At 37.1% G+C, this 16559-nt stretch carries 22 protein-coding genes; 20 read left to right on the forward strand and 2 right to left on the reverse strand.

What is annotated here, in order from left to right; genetic code table 11:
• Nucleotides 1-31 precede the first annotated feature (31 nt).
• The 20 genes from TY13_RS08960 (at nt 32) to TY13_RS09045 (ending at nt 14906) form a co-directional block, all read left to right on the forward strand.
• Nucleotides 32-457 (forward strand): phage tail terminator family protein, encoded by a 426-nt coding sequence (locus tag TY13_RS08960; RefSeq protein ID WP_042474580.1) that lies wholly within the window; start codon nt 32-34, stop codon nt 455-457.
• The gene (locus TY13_RS08965; protein ID WP_230199410.1) at nt 454-666 is read left to right on the forward strand and encodes a hypothetical protein; all 213 of its coding nucleotides are present in this window, start codon (nt 454-456) and stop codon (nt 664-666) included. The genes TY13_RS08960 and TY13_RS08965 overlap by 4 nt, the downstream gene beginning before the upstream one ends.
• 1 nt (nt 667) lies before the next feature.
• Nucleotides 668-1984: a phage tail sheath family protein gene (locus TY13_RS08970; RefSeq protein ID WP_042474582.1), complete on the forward strand. Its 1317-nt coding sequence runs from the start codon at nt 668-670 to the stop codon at nt 1982-1984.
• Between the two features lie 13 nt (nt 1985-1997).
• On the forward strand, nt 1998-2513 hold the full coding sequence (locus tag TY13_RS08975; protein WP_230199411.1) for a phage tail tube protein: 516 nt from the start codon (nt 1998-2000) through the stop codon (nt 2511-2513).
• Between the two features lie 40 nt (nt 2514-2553).
• The gene (locus TY13_RS08980; protein WP_042474584.1) at nt 2554-2988 is read left to right on the forward strand and encodes a phage tail assembly chaperone; all 435 of its coding nucleotides are present in this window, start codon (nt 2554-2556) and stop codon (nt 2986-2988) included.
• Nucleotides 2989-3017: 29 nt separating this feature from the next.
• The gene (locus TY13_RS20685) at nt 3018-3185 is read left to right on the forward strand and encodes a hypothetical protein (protein WP_154661573.1); all 168 of its coding nucleotides are present in this window, start codon (nt 3018-3020) and stop codon (nt 3183-3185) included.
• 322 nt (nt 3186-3507) lie between these two features.
• On the forward strand, nt 3508-5736 hold the full coding sequence (locus TY13_RS08985; protein WP_042474586.1) for a tape measure protein: 2229 nt from the start codon (nt 3508-3510) through the stop codon (nt 5734-5736).
• On the forward strand, nt 5729-6394 hold the full coding sequence (locus TY13_RS08990; RefSeq protein ID WP_052344278.1) for a LysM peptidoglycan-binding domain-containing protein: 666 nt from the start codon (nt 5729-5731) through the stop codon (nt 6392-6394). Before TY13_RS08985 ends, TY13_RS08990 begins: the two co-directional genes overlap by 8 nt.
• Nucleotides 6387-7349 carry an XkdQ/YqbQ family protein gene (locus TY13_RS08995; protein WP_042474588.1) on the forward strand — a complete coding sequence of 321 codons (963 nt, stop codon included), beginning with the start codon at nt 6387-6389 and terminating at the stop codon, nt 7347-7349. The genes TY13_RS08990 and TY13_RS08995 overlap by 8 nt, the downstream gene beginning before the upstream one ends.
• A gap of 1 nt (nt 7350) precedes the next feature.
• On the forward strand, nt 7351-7728 hold the full coding sequence (locus tag TY13_RS09000; protein WP_042475750.1) for a DUF2577 domain-containing protein: 378 nt from the start codon (nt 7351-7353) through the stop codon (nt 7726-7728).
• Nucleotides 7728-8141, forward strand: a complete 414-nt coding sequence (locus TY13_RS09005) for a DUF2634 domain-containing protein (protein ID WP_042474590.1) — start codon at nt 7728-7730, stop codon at nt 8139-8141. The genes TY13_RS09000 and TY13_RS09005 overlap by 1 nt, the downstream gene beginning before the upstream one ends.
• The gene (locus TY13_RS09010; protein WP_042474594.1) at nt 8141-9199 is read left to right on the forward strand and encodes a baseplate J/gp47 family protein; all 1059 of its coding nucleotides are present in this window, start codon (nt 8141-8143) and stop codon (nt 9197-9199) included. The genes TY13_RS09005 and TY13_RS09010 overlap by 1 nt, the downstream gene beginning before the upstream one ends.
• Nucleotides 9192-9800, forward strand: coding sequence for a putative phage tail protein (locus tag TY13_RS19775; RefSeq protein WP_052344279.1), 609 nt, complete (start codon nt 9192-9194; stop codon nt 9798-9800). Before TY13_RS09010 ends, TY13_RS19775 begins: the two co-directional genes overlap by 8 nt.
• Before the next feature lie 16 nt (nt 9801-9816).
• A complete protein-coding gene (locus tag TY13_RS20415) occupies nt 9817-10977 on the forward strand; it encodes a phage tail protein (RefSeq protein WP_052344280.1) in 1161 nt (386 codons plus the stop codon).
• A 17-nt stretch (nt 10978-10994) separates the two neighbouring features.
• Nucleotides 10995-11219: a hypothetical protein gene (locus TY13_RS09025; protein WP_042474596.1), complete on the forward strand. Its 225-nt coding sequence runs from the start codon at nt 10995-10997 to the stop codon at nt 11217-11219.
• Between the two features lie 370 nt (nt 11220-11589).
• Nucleotides 11590-13050 carry a phage tail protein gene (locus TY13_RS19785; protein WP_052344281.1) on the forward strand — a complete coding sequence of 487 codons (1461 nt, stop codon included), beginning with the start codon at nt 11590-11592 and terminating at the stop codon, nt 13048-13050.
• Nucleotides 13043-13312, forward strand: a complete 270-nt coding sequence (locus TY13_RS09035; protein ID WP_154661574.1) for a hypothetical protein — start codon at nt 13043-13045, stop codon at nt 13310-13312. Before TY13_RS19785 ends, TY13_RS09035 begins: the two co-directional genes overlap by 8 nt.
• A gap of 29 nt (nt 13313-13341) precedes the next feature.
• The gene (locus tag TY13_RS20690) at nt 13342-13494 is read left to right on the forward strand and encodes a hypothetical protein (RefSeq protein ID WP_154661575.1); all 153 of its coding nucleotides are present in this window, start codon (nt 13342-13344) and stop codon (nt 13492-13494) included.
• Between the two features lie 324 nt (nt 13495-13818).
• Nucleotides 13819-14223 (forward strand): phage holin family protein, encoded by a 405-nt coding sequence (locus TY13_RS09040; RefSeq protein ID WP_042474601.1) that lies wholly within the window; start codon nt 13819-13821, stop codon nt 14221-14223.
• Nucleotides 14220-14906: a peptidoglycan recognition protein family protein gene (locus TY13_RS09045; RefSeq protein ID WP_052344282.1), complete on the forward strand. Its 687-nt coding sequence runs from the start codon at nt 14220-14222 to the stop codon at nt 14904-14906. The genes TY13_RS09040 and TY13_RS09045 overlap by 4 nt, the downstream gene beginning before the upstream one ends.
• A gap of 51 nt (nt 14907-14957) precedes the next feature.
• On the opposite strand, the gene TY13_RS09050 is transcribed toward TY13_RS09045, so the two are convergent.
• Together TY13_RS09050 and rpsD are read right to left on the reverse strand one after the other, a co-directional pair.
• Nucleotides 14958-15314, reverse strand: coding sequence for a YjgN family protein (locus tag TY13_RS09050; RefSeq protein ID WP_042474605.1), 357 nt, complete (start codon nt 15312-15314; stop codon nt 14958-14960).
• A 491-nt stretch (nt 15315-15805) separates the two neighbouring features.
• Complete coding sequence (rpsD, locus tag TY13_RS09055) at nt 15806-16408, reverse strand: 30S ribosomal protein S4 (RefSeq protein ID WP_042474607.1); 603 nt, start codon at nt 16406-16408, stop codon at nt 15806-15808.
• Nucleotides 16409-16559 lie beyond the last annotated feature (151 nt).

Raw genomic sequence — 16559 nt, forward strand, 5'->3', positions numbered from 1 at the left:
TATAGCACCTGTTAGCTAAAGGAGGGGTTTGATGGACATTAGTCATATTATAGAAGCTATTTCTCAAAGGCTTCAAGAAAGGTTTGGAGATGGTTACAAACAGTATATCGATGAAATGCCGCAGACGGTGGAAGCTCCAGCTTTTTCTATTCAATTTTTGAAGCTAGAGCATACACCTCAAATTAGTGGACGAGCTAAAATCAAGATTATGTTTAATGTGAAATATTTCTCTTTAAATGGGCAGCTAGATGCGGCGGACCACGCATTGCAAATTCAACATGCATTAAAGGAAATCACATTATACGATGAAACGGTGCTGTTAGCTAAAGGGGCCTACAGTGAAATGCTGGATGGTATTGCACATAATTTTATGTACTTTGACTTCCTTTTACAAGAAGAGGAGGAGAAGACATTGATGGGGTCGTTGTATTTAAAGGGAAAGGATGATAGTCGTTGACAAGTACTAAAACAATGCCTGAAAAAAAGGCTGTATCGAAGAAAGTAAGTACGAAGGCTATTCAACAATTTACAAAAAAACAATTAATCAATAGCCAGAAATATCAGAATCGACATGATGCACTTCAAGCATTATTAGATGCTAATACCATGTATTCATATGAACAGGTAGACACAATTTTAAAGCAGTTTGATAAAGGAGGAAAATAAAATGGCATTAGGTGGAGGAACATTTTTAACCCAAAATAAAGTATTACCAGGTACGTATCACAACTTTATGAGTGCAGCGCGTGCTTTTGTCAACTTATCTGAGCGAGGTTACGTTGGCTTACCAATTGCGCTTGATTGGGGCGTAGATGGTGAGGTATTTGCTGTAACGCAAGAAGATTTACAAAAAGATAGCCGTAAAATTTTCGGTTATGACTATACAGATTCGAAATTAAAAGGAATTCGTGATGTTTTCAAAAATGCAATCACAGTATTTTTCTACAAGTTGTCTGTAGATGCTGTAGCGGCAGTAAATGATTTTGCTAAAGCAAAATATAAGGGGACACGTGGGAATGATGTCACAATTGTTATTCAAACAAACGTAGACGAGCCAACGAAATTTGATGTTCAAACATTATTGGATGGTGTAATTGTGGATGAACAAGTAGCTGTAGCGTCTGCGGCTGATTTAGTGGCGAATGATTTTGTATCATTTAAAGCGGATGCTACATTAGAGGCTACGGCAGGCACGCCATTAACAGGTGGTTCTAATGGCGCGGCGATTACAGGTGGTGCGCACCAAGAGGCATTAGATGCGTTAGAAGCATATGGCTTTAACACACTTGGCTGTCTATCATCTGATAGTACAATTAAATCCCTTTATGTGGAATATACAAAGCGTTTACGTGATCAAGTAGGGGCAAAATTCCAATTAGTAGGGCATAAGCTTGGCACTACGGATCATGAGGGTATTATTGACGTACAAAACGATGCAAATGGTGATGAAGTATTTGGCGCTGTTTATTGGACTACAGGTGCACAAGCAGGTGTTGCAGTTAATCGCTCAAATACAAACAAGCGCTATGATGGTGAATTTGAGCTTGATATGTCTGAAGCAAAAACACAACCACAGCTTACAGCATTACTAAAAGCAGGTAAGTATGTTTTCCATCGTGTAGGAGAAGAAGTACGTGTACTGGAAGACGTCAATACATTTACATCCTTCACAACAGATAAAAATGAAGATTTCAGCATGAATCAAGTAATCCGCGTGTTAGATCAAATTGCTATTGATACGGCTCAGCTATTTAATGAGCGATATCTTGGTAAAGTGCCAAATGATCAAGATGGTCGTATTTCGCTTTGGAATGACATTGGTGCACATCGTTTAGAGTTACAGCGTATTCGTGCGATTGAAAACTACAATAAAGATGAACTTACTGTAGAGCAAGGTAATTCGAAAAAAGCAGTTGTTGTTAATGAGATTGTGACGCCTACTGTAGCGATGTCACAGCTATATATTACAACAACAGTAGCATAAGGAGGAAGAGTAGATGATGAAAAATGAATTATTAATGCCATTAGATTTACAATATTTCGCAGAAGCAACAATGCATGCCCGTAACGCAATTCATGGTGCACAGGGACGAGCGTATGTGACGATTGAGGGGAACCGTTATTTATTTGCGCAGTTAATCAATTTAGAGGCGAATATGGAAAAAACGAAAACACAGGTGCCAATCATGGGTCGCACAGGTAAAGGGAACAAGGCAACAGGCTGGGAAGGAACGGGCTCAGCTACATTCCATTTCAATACATCGATTTTCCGTCAGCTTTTAAAGCGCTACAAGGATACAGGTGAAGATATTTACTTTGATATTCAAGTAACAAATGAAGATAAATCTTCTACTGTAGGTAGCCAAACGACGATTTTAATTGATTGTAATTTAGACGGAGGGCTAGTTGCGTCACTAGATGCAGATGCAGAGTACTTAGAGGATTCAATCGAATTTACGTTTGAGGATTGGGATATGCCAGTAGAGTTTGCGACATTACCTGAAATGCTATAAAAATTAATTTTAATCAATATAAAAGGAATGGTGAAAATAGATGAGTAACTTACAAGCGTTTTTTGCACACAATAAAAAGAAGCAGGACAATATTAAACAGCCGATTTCAAAAAGCTTTATGGATGAAGCAGGACAAGTAATCGAATGGGAGTTTGCGCCAATTTCACCAGAGCGTGATACAGAATTAAAAGGACAATGTACAAAGCGTACATTGATTACGCAAGGTAAGCGAAAAGGGCAATATAACACAGATTTTGACCACTTTACTTACCAGCGCTTATTAACAGTAGAATCGATTGTCTTCCCAAATTTACATGATCGTGATTTACAAGATTCATATGGTGTGTATGGCGCTGATGAATTACTAAGCAAAATGCTAACAATCGGGGAAATGGCAGATGCAGCGACAGCAGCACAGGCAGCAAATGGCTACGAAGTAAACGTTGAAGACCTTGTAGAAGAAGTAAAAAACTAATTGAGGATGGCGATGGCGATGCCAATCTTATGTACTGGTGGGTACACAAGTTTCGTCGCCTGCCATCCGAATATTTCGCTTTATCCTTAGCGGATAAAGCATGCATTATTGCCGCAATACAAGTAAAAATTGAAGCGGATAAAAAAGCCGAACACGAATCAAAGCGTGCAGGTAGAGGGAAGGGTAGAAGACGTTAACTATCCCTTTAATTACTTTTGAAAAAGGACATATCTAGAAAGTCGTAATCACTTTTGGATGACGAAAAATCCAGTTAACTGATTCATTGAAAGAGAAGGCGTAGAAGCTAGCTTTTTTAAAACTTTCTAGTTTAAAAGTAATGATTCGCTCGTAAGATAGCTGAATTCGCTTGCGAGATATACATTTTCGCTCATTAAATATTGAAAATCGCTCGCAAGAGAAGAAAATTCGCTCAATCAAACTAAAACAGAGGTGTATGTGAAAAGGGTATACCCTTTATCACATACGCCCTTTTAAAATTCAAAGAAAGGAGGGCGAAGAATGGCTACAGTCCAAAATGCTATACAGGAAAGTATGTATTTACCGCAGGTGATTAATAATTTACCTCAAGTAAGTAATAACTTACCGCAGGTGATTAATAATTTACCTCAAGTAAGTAATAACTTACCGCAGGTGATTAATAATTTGCCTCAAATTAGTAATAATTTACCTAAAGTGAGTAATAATTTGCCCGCAGAACTTAGTAATGTGACACGGCTAAAGCCTCCCAGCTTTGATTTAAGTAATTTGAAATTACAAATGATGGAAATTAACGTCATATTTGCTCAGTTAAATGAGAATGCTAGTAAAACTGCTTCTATAATGGATTCCATAGTGAATAAAGTGGGTAGTCTTGCGGGAAAATTGCTGAACCTGGCAAATGTCAAAATAGTAATAGGTTTATCAGATGATATGGCAAACATACAAGGCCGCTTGGACGTGATGAACAACGCCTATAAGCAGCAGGAACAGGAAATAGGTGTTACAAATACAGCACTTACTACAACCTCCGCCTTACAAGATATGATATTTGCTTCTGCAAAGCGTACATTTAGCTCTTATCAAACAACTGCTGATATGGTCACTCGATTAGGTTCAGCAGCCTCAGGTGCATTTAGTAGCCCAACAGAAGTTGTAGCATTTACAGAGCAATTGAACAAAACATTTGGTATTGCGGGTACTTCTGCAGATGGAGCTAGTACAGCAATGGCTGAGCTTACACAAGCGATGGCATCTGGGAAATTGGAAGGATTAGGATTAAATAATATATTAAAAAGCTCCCCAGCCATTGTTGAAAATATTCAAAAATATCTTCAAGAAGGAATGAAGATAGATGCCTCTGATATTAAGCAGCTAGCAGCAGATGGAGTTATTACAGCCGATGTAATTAAAAACGCAATGTTTTATGCAGCGGAAGACACCAATGCCGCCTTTGCTAGCATGCCTACTACCTGGGGAGGTATATGGCAGAATATCCAAACAGGTGCATTACAAGCATTTTCACCAGTACTCCTAAAAATCAATGAAATTGCTAATAGTGAGAGGATGCAACAAATGATAGTTGGGATTGGTGGAGCTTTCCAGCTTGTTGCTGGATGGGCAATGATGCTAATGGATTTATTAATCGCTGGTGGTAGCTTTATTTATGATAATTGGTCGCTTATTGCACCAGTTATTATGGGGTTAGGTACCATTTTACTTGGATTCGTGGCTTATTTGAGAATGGTACAAATATGGACAACATTAGCAAAAAACGCCACAGATTTGTGGAATGCAGTACTTTCTCTTAGTCCGATTGGACGGGTAATAGTAATTTTAATAGCTTTAATAGCTGTATTCTATATTGTGATAGCTGCAATCAATCGCTTTTCTGGTACAACATTAAGTGCAACAGAGATGATTGTAGGAGCATTAGCAGTTGTGGGAGCGTTTATAGCAAATTTGTTATTTGCTATTTTGGAACTAGCATTTGCTGTAGTGGAAAGCCTTTATAATTATTGGATGGCTTTTGCAAACTTTTTTGGAAATGTGTTTAATGATCCAGTTGCAGCAGTTATTCATCTGTTTGGTGATTTGGCGGATAATGTTCTAGGGGTTATTGAAAAAATAGCATCAGCACTGGATTTTGTATTTGGTACGGATTTAGCTGGCAAAGTAGCTGGTTGGCGCAATGAGCTAGCAGATTTAGTGAACTGGGCAGCGGAGGAATATGGAAACGGTGAATATGAGAAATTATATAATGAATTAGATATTAATCAAACATTAGGTAAATTTGGTTTAAGTATGGAGCGGTTTGATTACGGTAAGTCCTGGAATTCTGGTAAGAATTTTGGAGCTGACCTACTTAAATATAATGAAAAAGAAGAAATACCGATAGAATTACCTCAGCAACCGCCTATCCAACCGCCTATGCAAGCCCCAATTGATCAAGCCCTTTCTACGGGAGATAAATTAGATATAGGCAACAAAAACAGTAAGCAAATCGCAGATAATACAGGCGCAATGGCAAATGGTGTAACGCTGATGAATGATGATTTAAAATACATGCGCGACCTAGCTGAACGGGAGGCAATTAACCGCTATACAACGGCGGAAGTTATTGTCGATGCACGTAGCGAAAATCATATTAATAGCGAGCTAGACATTGATGGCGTTATTGATCGCTTCGGTGAAAAAGTAGAGGAAGTTGCTATTGGATTGGCAGAAACAGGAGGTGTGAGCTTTGTATAATTTTTATATAGATGGTGTACAGCTTCCTATTGCTCCAGCTTCAATGTCCATGAAAATTAATAATAAGAACCAAACCATTGTATTGATGAATGAAGGTGAGGTAAATATCCTAAAAAAGCCTGGTTTAACAGAGGTTGACTTTGAGATATTGCTCCCAAATGTTCAATATCCGTTTGCAGTTTATCCAGATGGCTTCAAGCCCGCCACGTATTATTTGAAAAAACTAGAAGAATTAAAAGTGTCACAAAAGTCATTTCGGTTTATCGTCAATCGCATGAGACCAGATGGATCTTTATTATTTGATACTGACGATGACATGCTGTTTTCACTAGAAGAGTATTCAATCGAAGAAGACGCTGAAAATGGCTTTGATTTGAATGTCAAGATTAGCCTAAAACAATGGCGACCATACGGTACAAATAGATTGGATGTAACAAATAAGTCGTCTAAGAAAAAGGCAATAGTGACCAGTAAAAAGCAACGTCCTATAATAAGTAAGAATACATCAAAAACACATACAGTAAAGCAGGGTGACACATTGTGGGCCATCGCTAAAAAATATTTAGGTGATGGCTCGAAATATACACAGCTCGCTAAGCTTAATAACATCAGCAATCCAAACATCATCAAAGTAGGGCAGGTGATAAAGCTTGGCTAAAAGTCAATTGTTAATTACGTCAAGGGGACGGACTTTCGAATGTGCTGTCCAGGAAGGTATTACGTGGGAAACGCAGCGTAAAGGTGCACCAGGACAACTCAATTTTAATGTGTTGAAAGATGAAATTCTTGGTTTTCACGAAGGTGACTTAGTGCAATTTAAATATGACGGAAAGGAAATATTCTCCGGCTTCGTTTTTACGAAAAAGCGCTCTAATAATCGGATTATTTCCGTCACTGCCTTTGATCAACTTTGGTACTTAAAAAACAAAGATGTCGTTTCCTACAAAGGCAAAACGGCAGCGCAAGTGTTACAAATGCTGGCAAAGGACTTTCGGCTAAAATTAGGCATTATTGCTGATACAAAGCATGTCATTGCTACGCGCGTAGAGGATACTGCCGAGCTATTTACCGTTATTGACAATGCGCTTAGTATTACAACGAAAAATACAGGTGCTTTATATGTACTGTACGATGATTATGGGAAATTAAATTTACGTGATGTGAAAACGCTAAAGTTAGACATTTTGATTGATGAAGAAAGTGGTGAAGCGTTTGATTATACAACTTCTATTGCGGATAACACCTACAATAAAGTGAGGGTATATCGAGAGAACAAGGATACAGGTATACGCGATAACTATTACGCTCAACATGGGGAAAATATGAATCAATGGGGCGTTTTACAGCTTACCGAAAGCCTTGAAGAAGGTGAAAATGGGCAAGCTAAAGCCGATGCTTTATTAGCGCTTTATAATCGCAAATCACGTAAGCTTCATATCAATAAAGTGTTTGGTGACACAAGGGTAAGGGCCGGGTCTACGCTTGGGGTACAAATGTATTTAGGTGATTTAAAAGTTTCAAATTACATGATGGTAGAAAAAGTTAAACATACGTTTTTTGAAAGTGACCACCGCATGGATTTAAGCTTAATTGGAGGTGATTTTGTTGCGTGATATGTCTGATATTGTAAGGACTTTACGGCAATTAGTATTGGATGCAGTCAATGCCCAAAAACTTGCAACAATCGTTTATGGTACTGTTATAAGCACCTCGCCATTAAAAGTACAAGTGGACCAAAAGCTTATACTTGAGCAAGAGAATTTAAAACTGACGCGTGCAGTAATGGACCATGAAATTGAGATGACTGTCGACCATTTGACCGAAAACCGTTCAGGAGGCGGTGGTGATGCAGAATTTGCTTCGCATAACCACGAATATAAAGGGCGCAAAAAATTCCTTATTCATAATGGCTTGGTCGTTGGTGACAAAGTCACGATGATTCGCGCCCAAGGTGGTCAACAATACATTATCATCGATAAGGAGGTAATTTAATGCTGCCGACTGCATTTTATGAAAATGATGGTTTACAGTTAGATTTTGAGGAAGAAGCGCAAACCTCTAAAACGTACAAAATCGATTTTGAGAAAAAGCGTATTACTGGCTATGTTGATGGTCGTGAGGCTGTTAAGCAATTTATTATGAAAGTGCTTAGTACAGAACGCTACGAATTTTTAATTTACAGTTGGGATTACGGTACTGAGCTGGCTCGTCTTTTTGGTCAGCCAATTCCATTTGTGTATTCCGAGCTCAAAAGGCTAATTAAAGAAGCATTAACGCAAGATGATCGTATCGAAAGCGTTGATGCTTTTTCGTTTAGCCATTACAAAAACAAAGTGCATGTGCAAATGACGGTGCATACTGTGTTCGGCCAAATTGAAATAGAAAGAGAGGTGACAGTAGCCTAATGTTTGAACGAGAAACTTTTGAAGCAATTATAGAGCGTATGCTAGAGCGCGTTAGTAATGATGTAGATAAACGAGAAGGGTCCATTATTTATGATGCAGGAGCCATGACAGCTAAGGAGTTACAAGAAATGTATATTGCGCTTGATGGCGTTATTTTAGAAACATTTCCTGAAACAGCATCGCGCCATAATCTGATTCGGCGAGCTGCTGAATATGGAGTATATCCATATCCTGCAACACACGCAATTTTAAAGGGCGAATTTAATCAAGATATAGCCATTGGCTCCCGTTTTTCACTTGGCGAACTAAATTATATTGCTGTGCAACGAATTAGTGTTGGTATTTATGAAATACAATGCGAAGAAATTGGAAGCATAGGTAATGCACAGTTTGGTCAACTCATTCCTATTGATTATATAGATGGTTTACAGACAGCCGAACTCACAGAGCTACTAATACCAGGTGAAGACGAAGAGCCTACTGAGGATTTTCGAGTGCGTTTTTTCCTAACACGTAATCAAATACCATATGGCGGTAATCGTGATGATTACAAGCAAAAGGTGATGGCTATTCAAGGTATCGGTGGGGTTAAGCCTTATCGCACTCCAGCTGGTGGAGGCTCGGTTGGTATAACAATCATAGACTCAAATTATAATCCCCCTTCTCAGGCTTTAATTAACGATGTACAGACAATAGTAGACCCTGTAGCAAATAGTGGTGAGGGATTGGGAGTGGCACCATATGGTCATCGAGTAGCCGTAAATGCAGTAGAAACTGTGACGGTTAACGTTGCTATGAAGCTTGCATTAAGTGGGGCAACACTCGGGCAAGTTCAAGCAGAGATTGAAGAGGTTATCGATGAATATTTACTAGAACAACGTAAAACGTGGGATAAAAGCGAATTTGTAATTGTACGTCAATTGCAAATAGAGTCTAGAATACTTGAAGTTGCGGGTGTGAATGATGTACTAGAATCAACTATTAATAGTGTCGATGGCAATTTAATATTAACAGCCAATCAAGTACCAGTGTTAGGGACGGTGACATTATATGAGTAATCGTGTGATGCGCAACTTGCCTCCAATCTATGATGACATAAAAGAAATGGAGAAACTAACTAATACAGTTGCTATTGAATTGGATGCTTTAGAAGCTGCTCAAAAAAGAGTAGAAGACGAACAATTTATTATGACTGCAAGTGAAAAAATAATTCGCGCAAGAGAACGAGCTTATAATATTAGAGCTGATTCATCAACTGAATCTTTAGATTTTCGCCGCAGACGTTTGATTGTACGCCAATCTACACGTTTGCCAATTACACAACGTAAAGTGCATGAAATCGTTAATGAATTGGTCGGAAAAGGGAATTGGGAAGAGCGGCTTAATATTGAAAAGTGTGAAGCATTATTTGTATTTGATGCTTCGAGTGCATCTGTTGATAAAGAAATTGACTACACGCTCGATCGTATCTTACCACTCAATATAGCCTTAAAAATAGCTAGACGTATATCTACCAAATTACATGTACCAAGCTTTATGATGAGCGGCTCCGAAATTACTCTACATCCAATGAATATTGACGATATTGAACAGCAAACATCCAGCAATAATCTTGTTGGAATCAAAACCGCTACAAAAATAACAATAACACCTATGTAATGAAAGGAGTGATATTGTGACACAATATGGCACAATTATAACAAATATCGGATTGGCCCAAATCGCCAATGCCCAAGTGACACAACAAAAGGTCGGATTGCAATATATCGCACTGGGTGATGGCAATGGCTCTTACTACATTCCAACAGCGAATCAAAGCGCGCTAGTCAATGAAGTATGGCGCGGACCAGTGTCAAATGTAACTATTGATCCTGCAAATGACAATCGAATTATTATTGAGGGCATCATCCCAGCTTCAACAGGCGGCTTCACAATCCGCGAAATTGCTGTATTTGACGACCAAAACCAACTAATTGCAGTTGGACAATATCCTGAGAAATACAAACCACAGTTAAGTGAAGGGGTATCGGAAGAAACGCATATTCACTTTGTTATTGAAACGAATAATGCTGATGCAGTTGAGCTATCAATTGACCCTACGATTATTATTGCTAGTCGTGAGTATGTGGATGAGAGGGTTGGAGCTGTTAGTACCAATTTGGTGCAGTTGGAAGAGGATTTTACTGCGCATAAGGATAATGATAATCTGAGCGCGCACAAAATTAGAAACATCGAGGGTTTAGCAGAAGTATTAGCCGAGATTGGTGATATGTATGAAATACAGGCAATTGTCGAAGCAATCAAGACAACAACAGATGCAACAAAAGTAAAATTGGATGCGATTGATACACATACCAATACTATAAACAGCAATTTAAATACTGCTAATACAAATATGAATACAGTTAATGCAAATTTGGGTATACCTAGTACAGCTGCTAATAATTCTATAACAGCTAATGCGCATGCAAAATTGAATTGGTTAACTAATAATCTGAATAATATCAAAACAGGATTAGAAAGACCTAGAACTGTAATGACCTATAAAAACTCATCCCATGCTATTGTGAGTACAACAAGTGGAATAGTGCTCCAAGAATTAACAAATAAACAGGCTATCACTCATTTAAATATAGTGGGGAAAGGAAGGATTCTAGCCTTATATGGGTCTAGCCCTGAAACCACGGGTGTATATTGCATTTCAATCGACGGAGTTAAACATTTTTCATTTAGGGGTTCTGACTTTATAGAGATTCCTTTTGATAAAAATTTAGAATTAACAGGAACCGGAGTTGGAGGACATTATGTGTTTATGATTTACGAACTATTTACCTAAAGATGGGGGAGATACGTATGGTATTAAGAGAATATGAAGAAGATGGATTTAAAGTAATTGAATTTACTAGTGATGGCAAAACGGCGTCAGCTATAGTTTCGGAAAAAATAATAGATTCTGATGAAATAGCATCTGACACTATCGAAACTACGCCAGTACCAACAGTCGAAGAAATGCAAGCACAAACATTACTTATTACTGAATTACTACTGATTTATAAAGAATTAGAAATGGGGGTATAATAAATGATATTTAACGCACTTAAAATTGTTATCCAAAGCGGTAATTATAATCGGGAAGATTTGTTAAATAACATGGATTTTTACTTATTAAAAGGACGTATCACGCAAAGTCAATATGATGAACTTAATGTGTTAATCTTGTAAACAATTGTTCTAAAATGTACAGTAATGCGAACAAAAAACAATAAGTAGAATAAATAAAGCGTAAGGTAGCCAATTTGAAGGGTTACCTTTCGTTTTTTATTTTAAAAAGTAATTAAAGTTACTTTCAAGTATAAATTCTTAATAAAGTACTTTGACTACAAATAATCTTATCAGTAACAAAAGCAGCTATAAAAATAATACCTATGCAAATGAAAGGAGTGGTATTGTGGTACAATATGGCACAATTATAACGGAGGTTGGTTTAGCCAAAATTGCCAATGCGCAGGTGACGCAACAAAAGGTTGGGTTAGAATATATCGCCCTTGGGGATGGAAATGGATCTCATTACGTCCCAACTCAAAATCAAAGTGCACTAGTCAATGAGGTATGGTGTGGACCAGTTGCAAATGTCACAATTGATCCAGCGAATAACAATCGGATTATCATTGATGGTGTTATCCCAGTTGAAGCAGGTGGCTTTACAATTCGAGAAATTGGTGTATTTGATGAAGACAATCAATTGATTGCAGTCGGGCAGTATCCAGAAAAATATAAGCCACAATTAGGTGAAGGTACATCAGAAGAAATATTAATTCATTTCGTTATTGAAACGAATAATGCAGATGTTGTTGAACTATCAATTGACCCTACGCTTATCGTTGCTAGTCGTAAGTATGTTGATAAGAAAGTAGATACGGTTAATACGAATTTGATGCAGTTTGAGAATAACCTTACTACACACTTGGACAATGATGAAAGGCATTTGAAAGTAGGGGAGCGTGGTAGAATCACAAATGCTCTCTTAAGAAATATGTATAATGAAAATAATTTAACGAACCTTGGTGAAGGAACAACCGAAAAAGCCTTTCCTTTTTGGAACGAGTGGGAATTACCGATCGAACAAGCAGAAACTATGTGTATACAAATACCATGCGAACATTTTAGTGGCTCTATCGAACTCGTAGTGTCATCTGGTTACAATGTTGGCAATGCGAGTGGAAGCGCACATGTGATTTTTAATATTGGGAAAGGTTCAGATGGTATCTACACTAATAATAAAACGATTGTAAGTATTTCAGATTCATTTGCGCAAAGATTTTACATTGGTGATGCAGTAATTATAAACGTTACACCACGACGTATATATATACCAATTACAAGACGAGCAAATAGTAGAAATGCCTTAAAGGTTCGTTTGAAAGTCAATTCTATCAATTTGGACGCTTGGAATATATTGGAAAAATCTTATGTGAATAGAGTGTCTTCATTGCATACAATTATGCCAATTCAGAGAGCTTTGGGGCAGAGAGTGGAACATATTTTATTTCAGGGTGCTTTGACAGTTGGTACAGCAAACTTAAAAATGCCCGACGGTTTTACAAATTTAAATGATTTTGATGAAGTTATTATATTGGGGACTATGGACACTTCGTCACCTTCAACTTGGAAGCATTATAGTCAAAGAATTGATATTAAAAATGTAGTCGAGATTTTTGGGTTTGCAGAATCTTATGAAGTTTTATTTGACAATTCAACAACTATAAATAAATTTTGGTTAAGGGGAGTTTTAAATAAATCCCTAAATACGTTAGCTATTAATTATAATCGTAGAAAAATAGGTGCTGCAAGCGGTGAAAATACAACAGTTAATGCAATTGGTGGAGTGGTAGGTGTCAAATATGATTGATATTAAATATATGATAGATGCAGAGGGGTATGTAAATAATTTTGCAGTTACTGGTGATTTACCCAACGGTCTATTTGCTACTGTCGCTGTTTTTGACATGCTTAATTATGATTGTTATAAAGCAATAAATGGTAATCTGGTTTGGGATGAGGACAGATATCAGAAAAAAATAAATCCAACTCCAGTTGATACACAGCAAACACAAGAGGATTTTTTATTAGATTTAGAGCTTCGTTTAACCCTATTAGAGCTAGGTTTATAAAATATTGATTTAAAAGGAGATGAAACAATATGACAACTTACACATTGTGCGTATCTATGATTAACCGTAACTCATACAAAGACAAAGAGGACATGCAATTTAAGCTAGATGTATTTTTCGCTGGTGACCGTATTACAAAGGCGCAGTACAATGAATTAACTTCCTTATTGACTGTGCAATAGTCCTCTTATGTATAATAACACCTAATTACTATAAGTAGCAGATTTATATTGATATTAAAAATTATAAAAAAACTGCCGACTTAAAAATTTAGAAATGAGAAGTTATTCTTTCTATTTTCTAGTATGATGAATTTGAGGGGATTCACTTTAATCCATTTTGAGGTAAGTTTAAATACTCACTACAAAAGTACAGTGAATACAGTTGTTCCCAATATGTATTTTAGAGTGAAATGCAAGAAATAGTTCAACAAAATTTAAGTGAATACAAAAAGGACACGTCAACAGGCGTGTCCTTTTTTATTATCTAAAAAAGGAAGTGTTAAAATGGAAAAATATATAGCTTTAATAAGCGGTACAGTTGGAACGATCGTATCATATCTAATTGGTGGTTTAGGTATGGCAGTCACAGTGTTAATTGCGCTTATGGCATTGGATTATGTAACGGGACTGATGCAAGCAGTTACTAATCGTTCGTTAAATTCCCGTGTAGGGTTCAACGGAATTATTCGTAAAGTCTATTATTTAATGTTAGTGGCATCGGTGTATTTAATTGCACTTGTTATACCTGGTATTGAATATGCTGGTGACGGAGCTGCCATTGCATTTTGCGTATTAGAATTCATCTCTATCACTGAAAATGGTACAAAAATGGGGCTATGGATGCCGAATTTCATAAAAAATTTATTGGCGATTGTTAAAGATAAAACAGGGGAGGAAGATGCAAAATGAGCTATACATTTAAACAAAGCTTATTATCTGCAAACAAATATCCGTTGAAATCGCCTTTTTCAATGACACCTCAATTTATTACTGTGCACAACACGGCGAATGATGCATCGGCAGCTAACGAGATTGCTTACCATAATCGTAATGACAACCAAGTGAGCTATCATGTCGCAATTGATGATCAAGAGGTTATCCAGTGTGTGCCTTTCAATCGCAATGCGTGGCATTGTGGCGATGGCCAAGGTGACGGAAATCGCAAGTCTATTGGTATTGAAATTTGCTATAGCAAAAGTGGTGGGCCACGTTATGCAGCCGCAGAGGAAAATGCCGTACAATATATCGCTTCTTTATTAAAACAGTTTGACTGGAGCATCAACCGTATCAAAAAGCATCAAGATTGGAGTGGCAAATATTGCCCTCATCGTATTTTGGATGAAAAGCGGTGGGAAAGCTTCAAATGGCGCATACAAAAAGCGTTAGATATATTAAACAATGCGAATAGGGGGGAAAAGAAAGTGGAAATATTAACTAATACAGGACGTGCTGAAATTAAAGCACTATTAAAAAAAGCACGTAATAAAGGCATTATCAATGCGGATATTCATACAGATGTAGCAATCGAGAAATACGAAGATGCACAACTATTGAGTTATCAAGCTGCTGTGATTAATCGCAGCTATAATTAATAAATAAGTAAAGCCCGCTACTCCTTAAGTGAAGTAGTAGGCTTTTTTTGTTTACTTAAATGATGTATTACGAGCCTTCCAATCTTCTAGCTTAATAAATACCCAGAAGCCATAAATGCCAATTGTGATAATCGTTAGAGCCCACCATTTAATCCAATGACCAAATAAACCGATTGCCGAGCCATTAAATTGTAATCTACGTCCTTCGACAACTGTGTGATTTATTTTCCAACCATAAATCATAGTTATTGCCCATGGATAGCAAATACCCAGTGTGAAAACAGTTACTAATGTACCAAGTATACACCATCCGATAAATTCTAATAAGCCACCATCAAAAAAGGATGTTTTGCCTTTCCTACTCTCTAACTGTGTTTCCTGTTGTTGAATAACTACGTTTGTTGTCATTAATAGCCCTCCATAATTTGATATGATTTAACATTATTTTAGGCAATTTGGTTTGATTTGTATATAAAAATTTATTATTTGGATTAGTTATTAATATATACCAATTTAAAAAGGGAATTAAATTTAATGAGCGAAATGTATAACAACAAGCTTTTGTATAAACAATTACTTCAGCCATTAGTTATATTAGGAGCTGTGTCTTACACTCAGAGCGGTGTATCGATCAATCGTAATAATAAAGTTGGTGGGCATTTGGCATAAAAAACAGACAACTAATAATGCTTTTTTCCAATATCATATACACTCACCAGTAAAAATAATAGAAATACAATGCTTTTTGCCAACATGAAATTTAATTCCCCCAGCAAGTCCCCAAAATTATTGACTGAGTTTGAGTGAAATTGAGTTTTTTAAAATAATAAAAAACCGCCAAACACTTGATATACAAGCATTGGCGGTTTGAGTTTGAGTATGTTTGAGACTCAAGAATATTAACGAGAGTAGAACTCTACGATTAATTGTTCTTGGATTTCAGCTGATAATTCTGAACGCTCTGGTAAACGTACAAATGTACCTACTTTGCTGTCTGCATCGAATGAAAGGTATTCTGGTACGAAGTTGTTTACTTCGATTGCTTCGTTAACTGCAGCAAGGTTTTGTGAACGCTCGCGTAAAGAGATTGTTTGACCTGGTTTTACGCTGAATGATGGAATATCAACGCGTTTGCCATCAACTAAAATGTGACCATGGTTTACTAATTGGCGAGCTGCACGACGAGTGCGAGCTAAACCTAAACGGTAAACTAGGTTGTCAAGGCGAGTTTCAAGAAGGATCATGAAGTTTTCACCGTGTAAGCCTTGTAATTTACCAGCTTTGTTGTAAGTGTTTTTGAATTGACGCTCAGTCATACCATACATATGACGTAATTTTTGTTTTTCTTGTAATTGTAAACCATACTCAGATAATTTTTTGCGTTGGTTTGGACCGTGTTGACCTGGTGCGTATGGGCGTTTTTCGATTTCTTTACCTGTGCCGCTTAGAGAAATACCAAGACGACGAGAAAGTTTCCAAGATGGACCTGTATAACGAGACATAATTGTGTCTCCTCCTTTAAATTTGGTTTTTTTGCTGTAAAACAAAAACCAGTTGTCTCCAAACTTAATTTGCATTTTATTATTTTGTATCTTCGCCCTTGCAGCCTGAGAGTTACACAATACACCATCCATACATAGTATATGGAGGAAT

The sequence above is a fragment of the Bacillus ndiopicus genome (assembly GCF_000612805.1).
Taxonomy (GTDB): domain Bacteria; phylum Bacillota; class Bacilli; order Bacillales_A; family Planococcaceae; genus Metasolibacillus; species Metasolibacillus ndiopicus.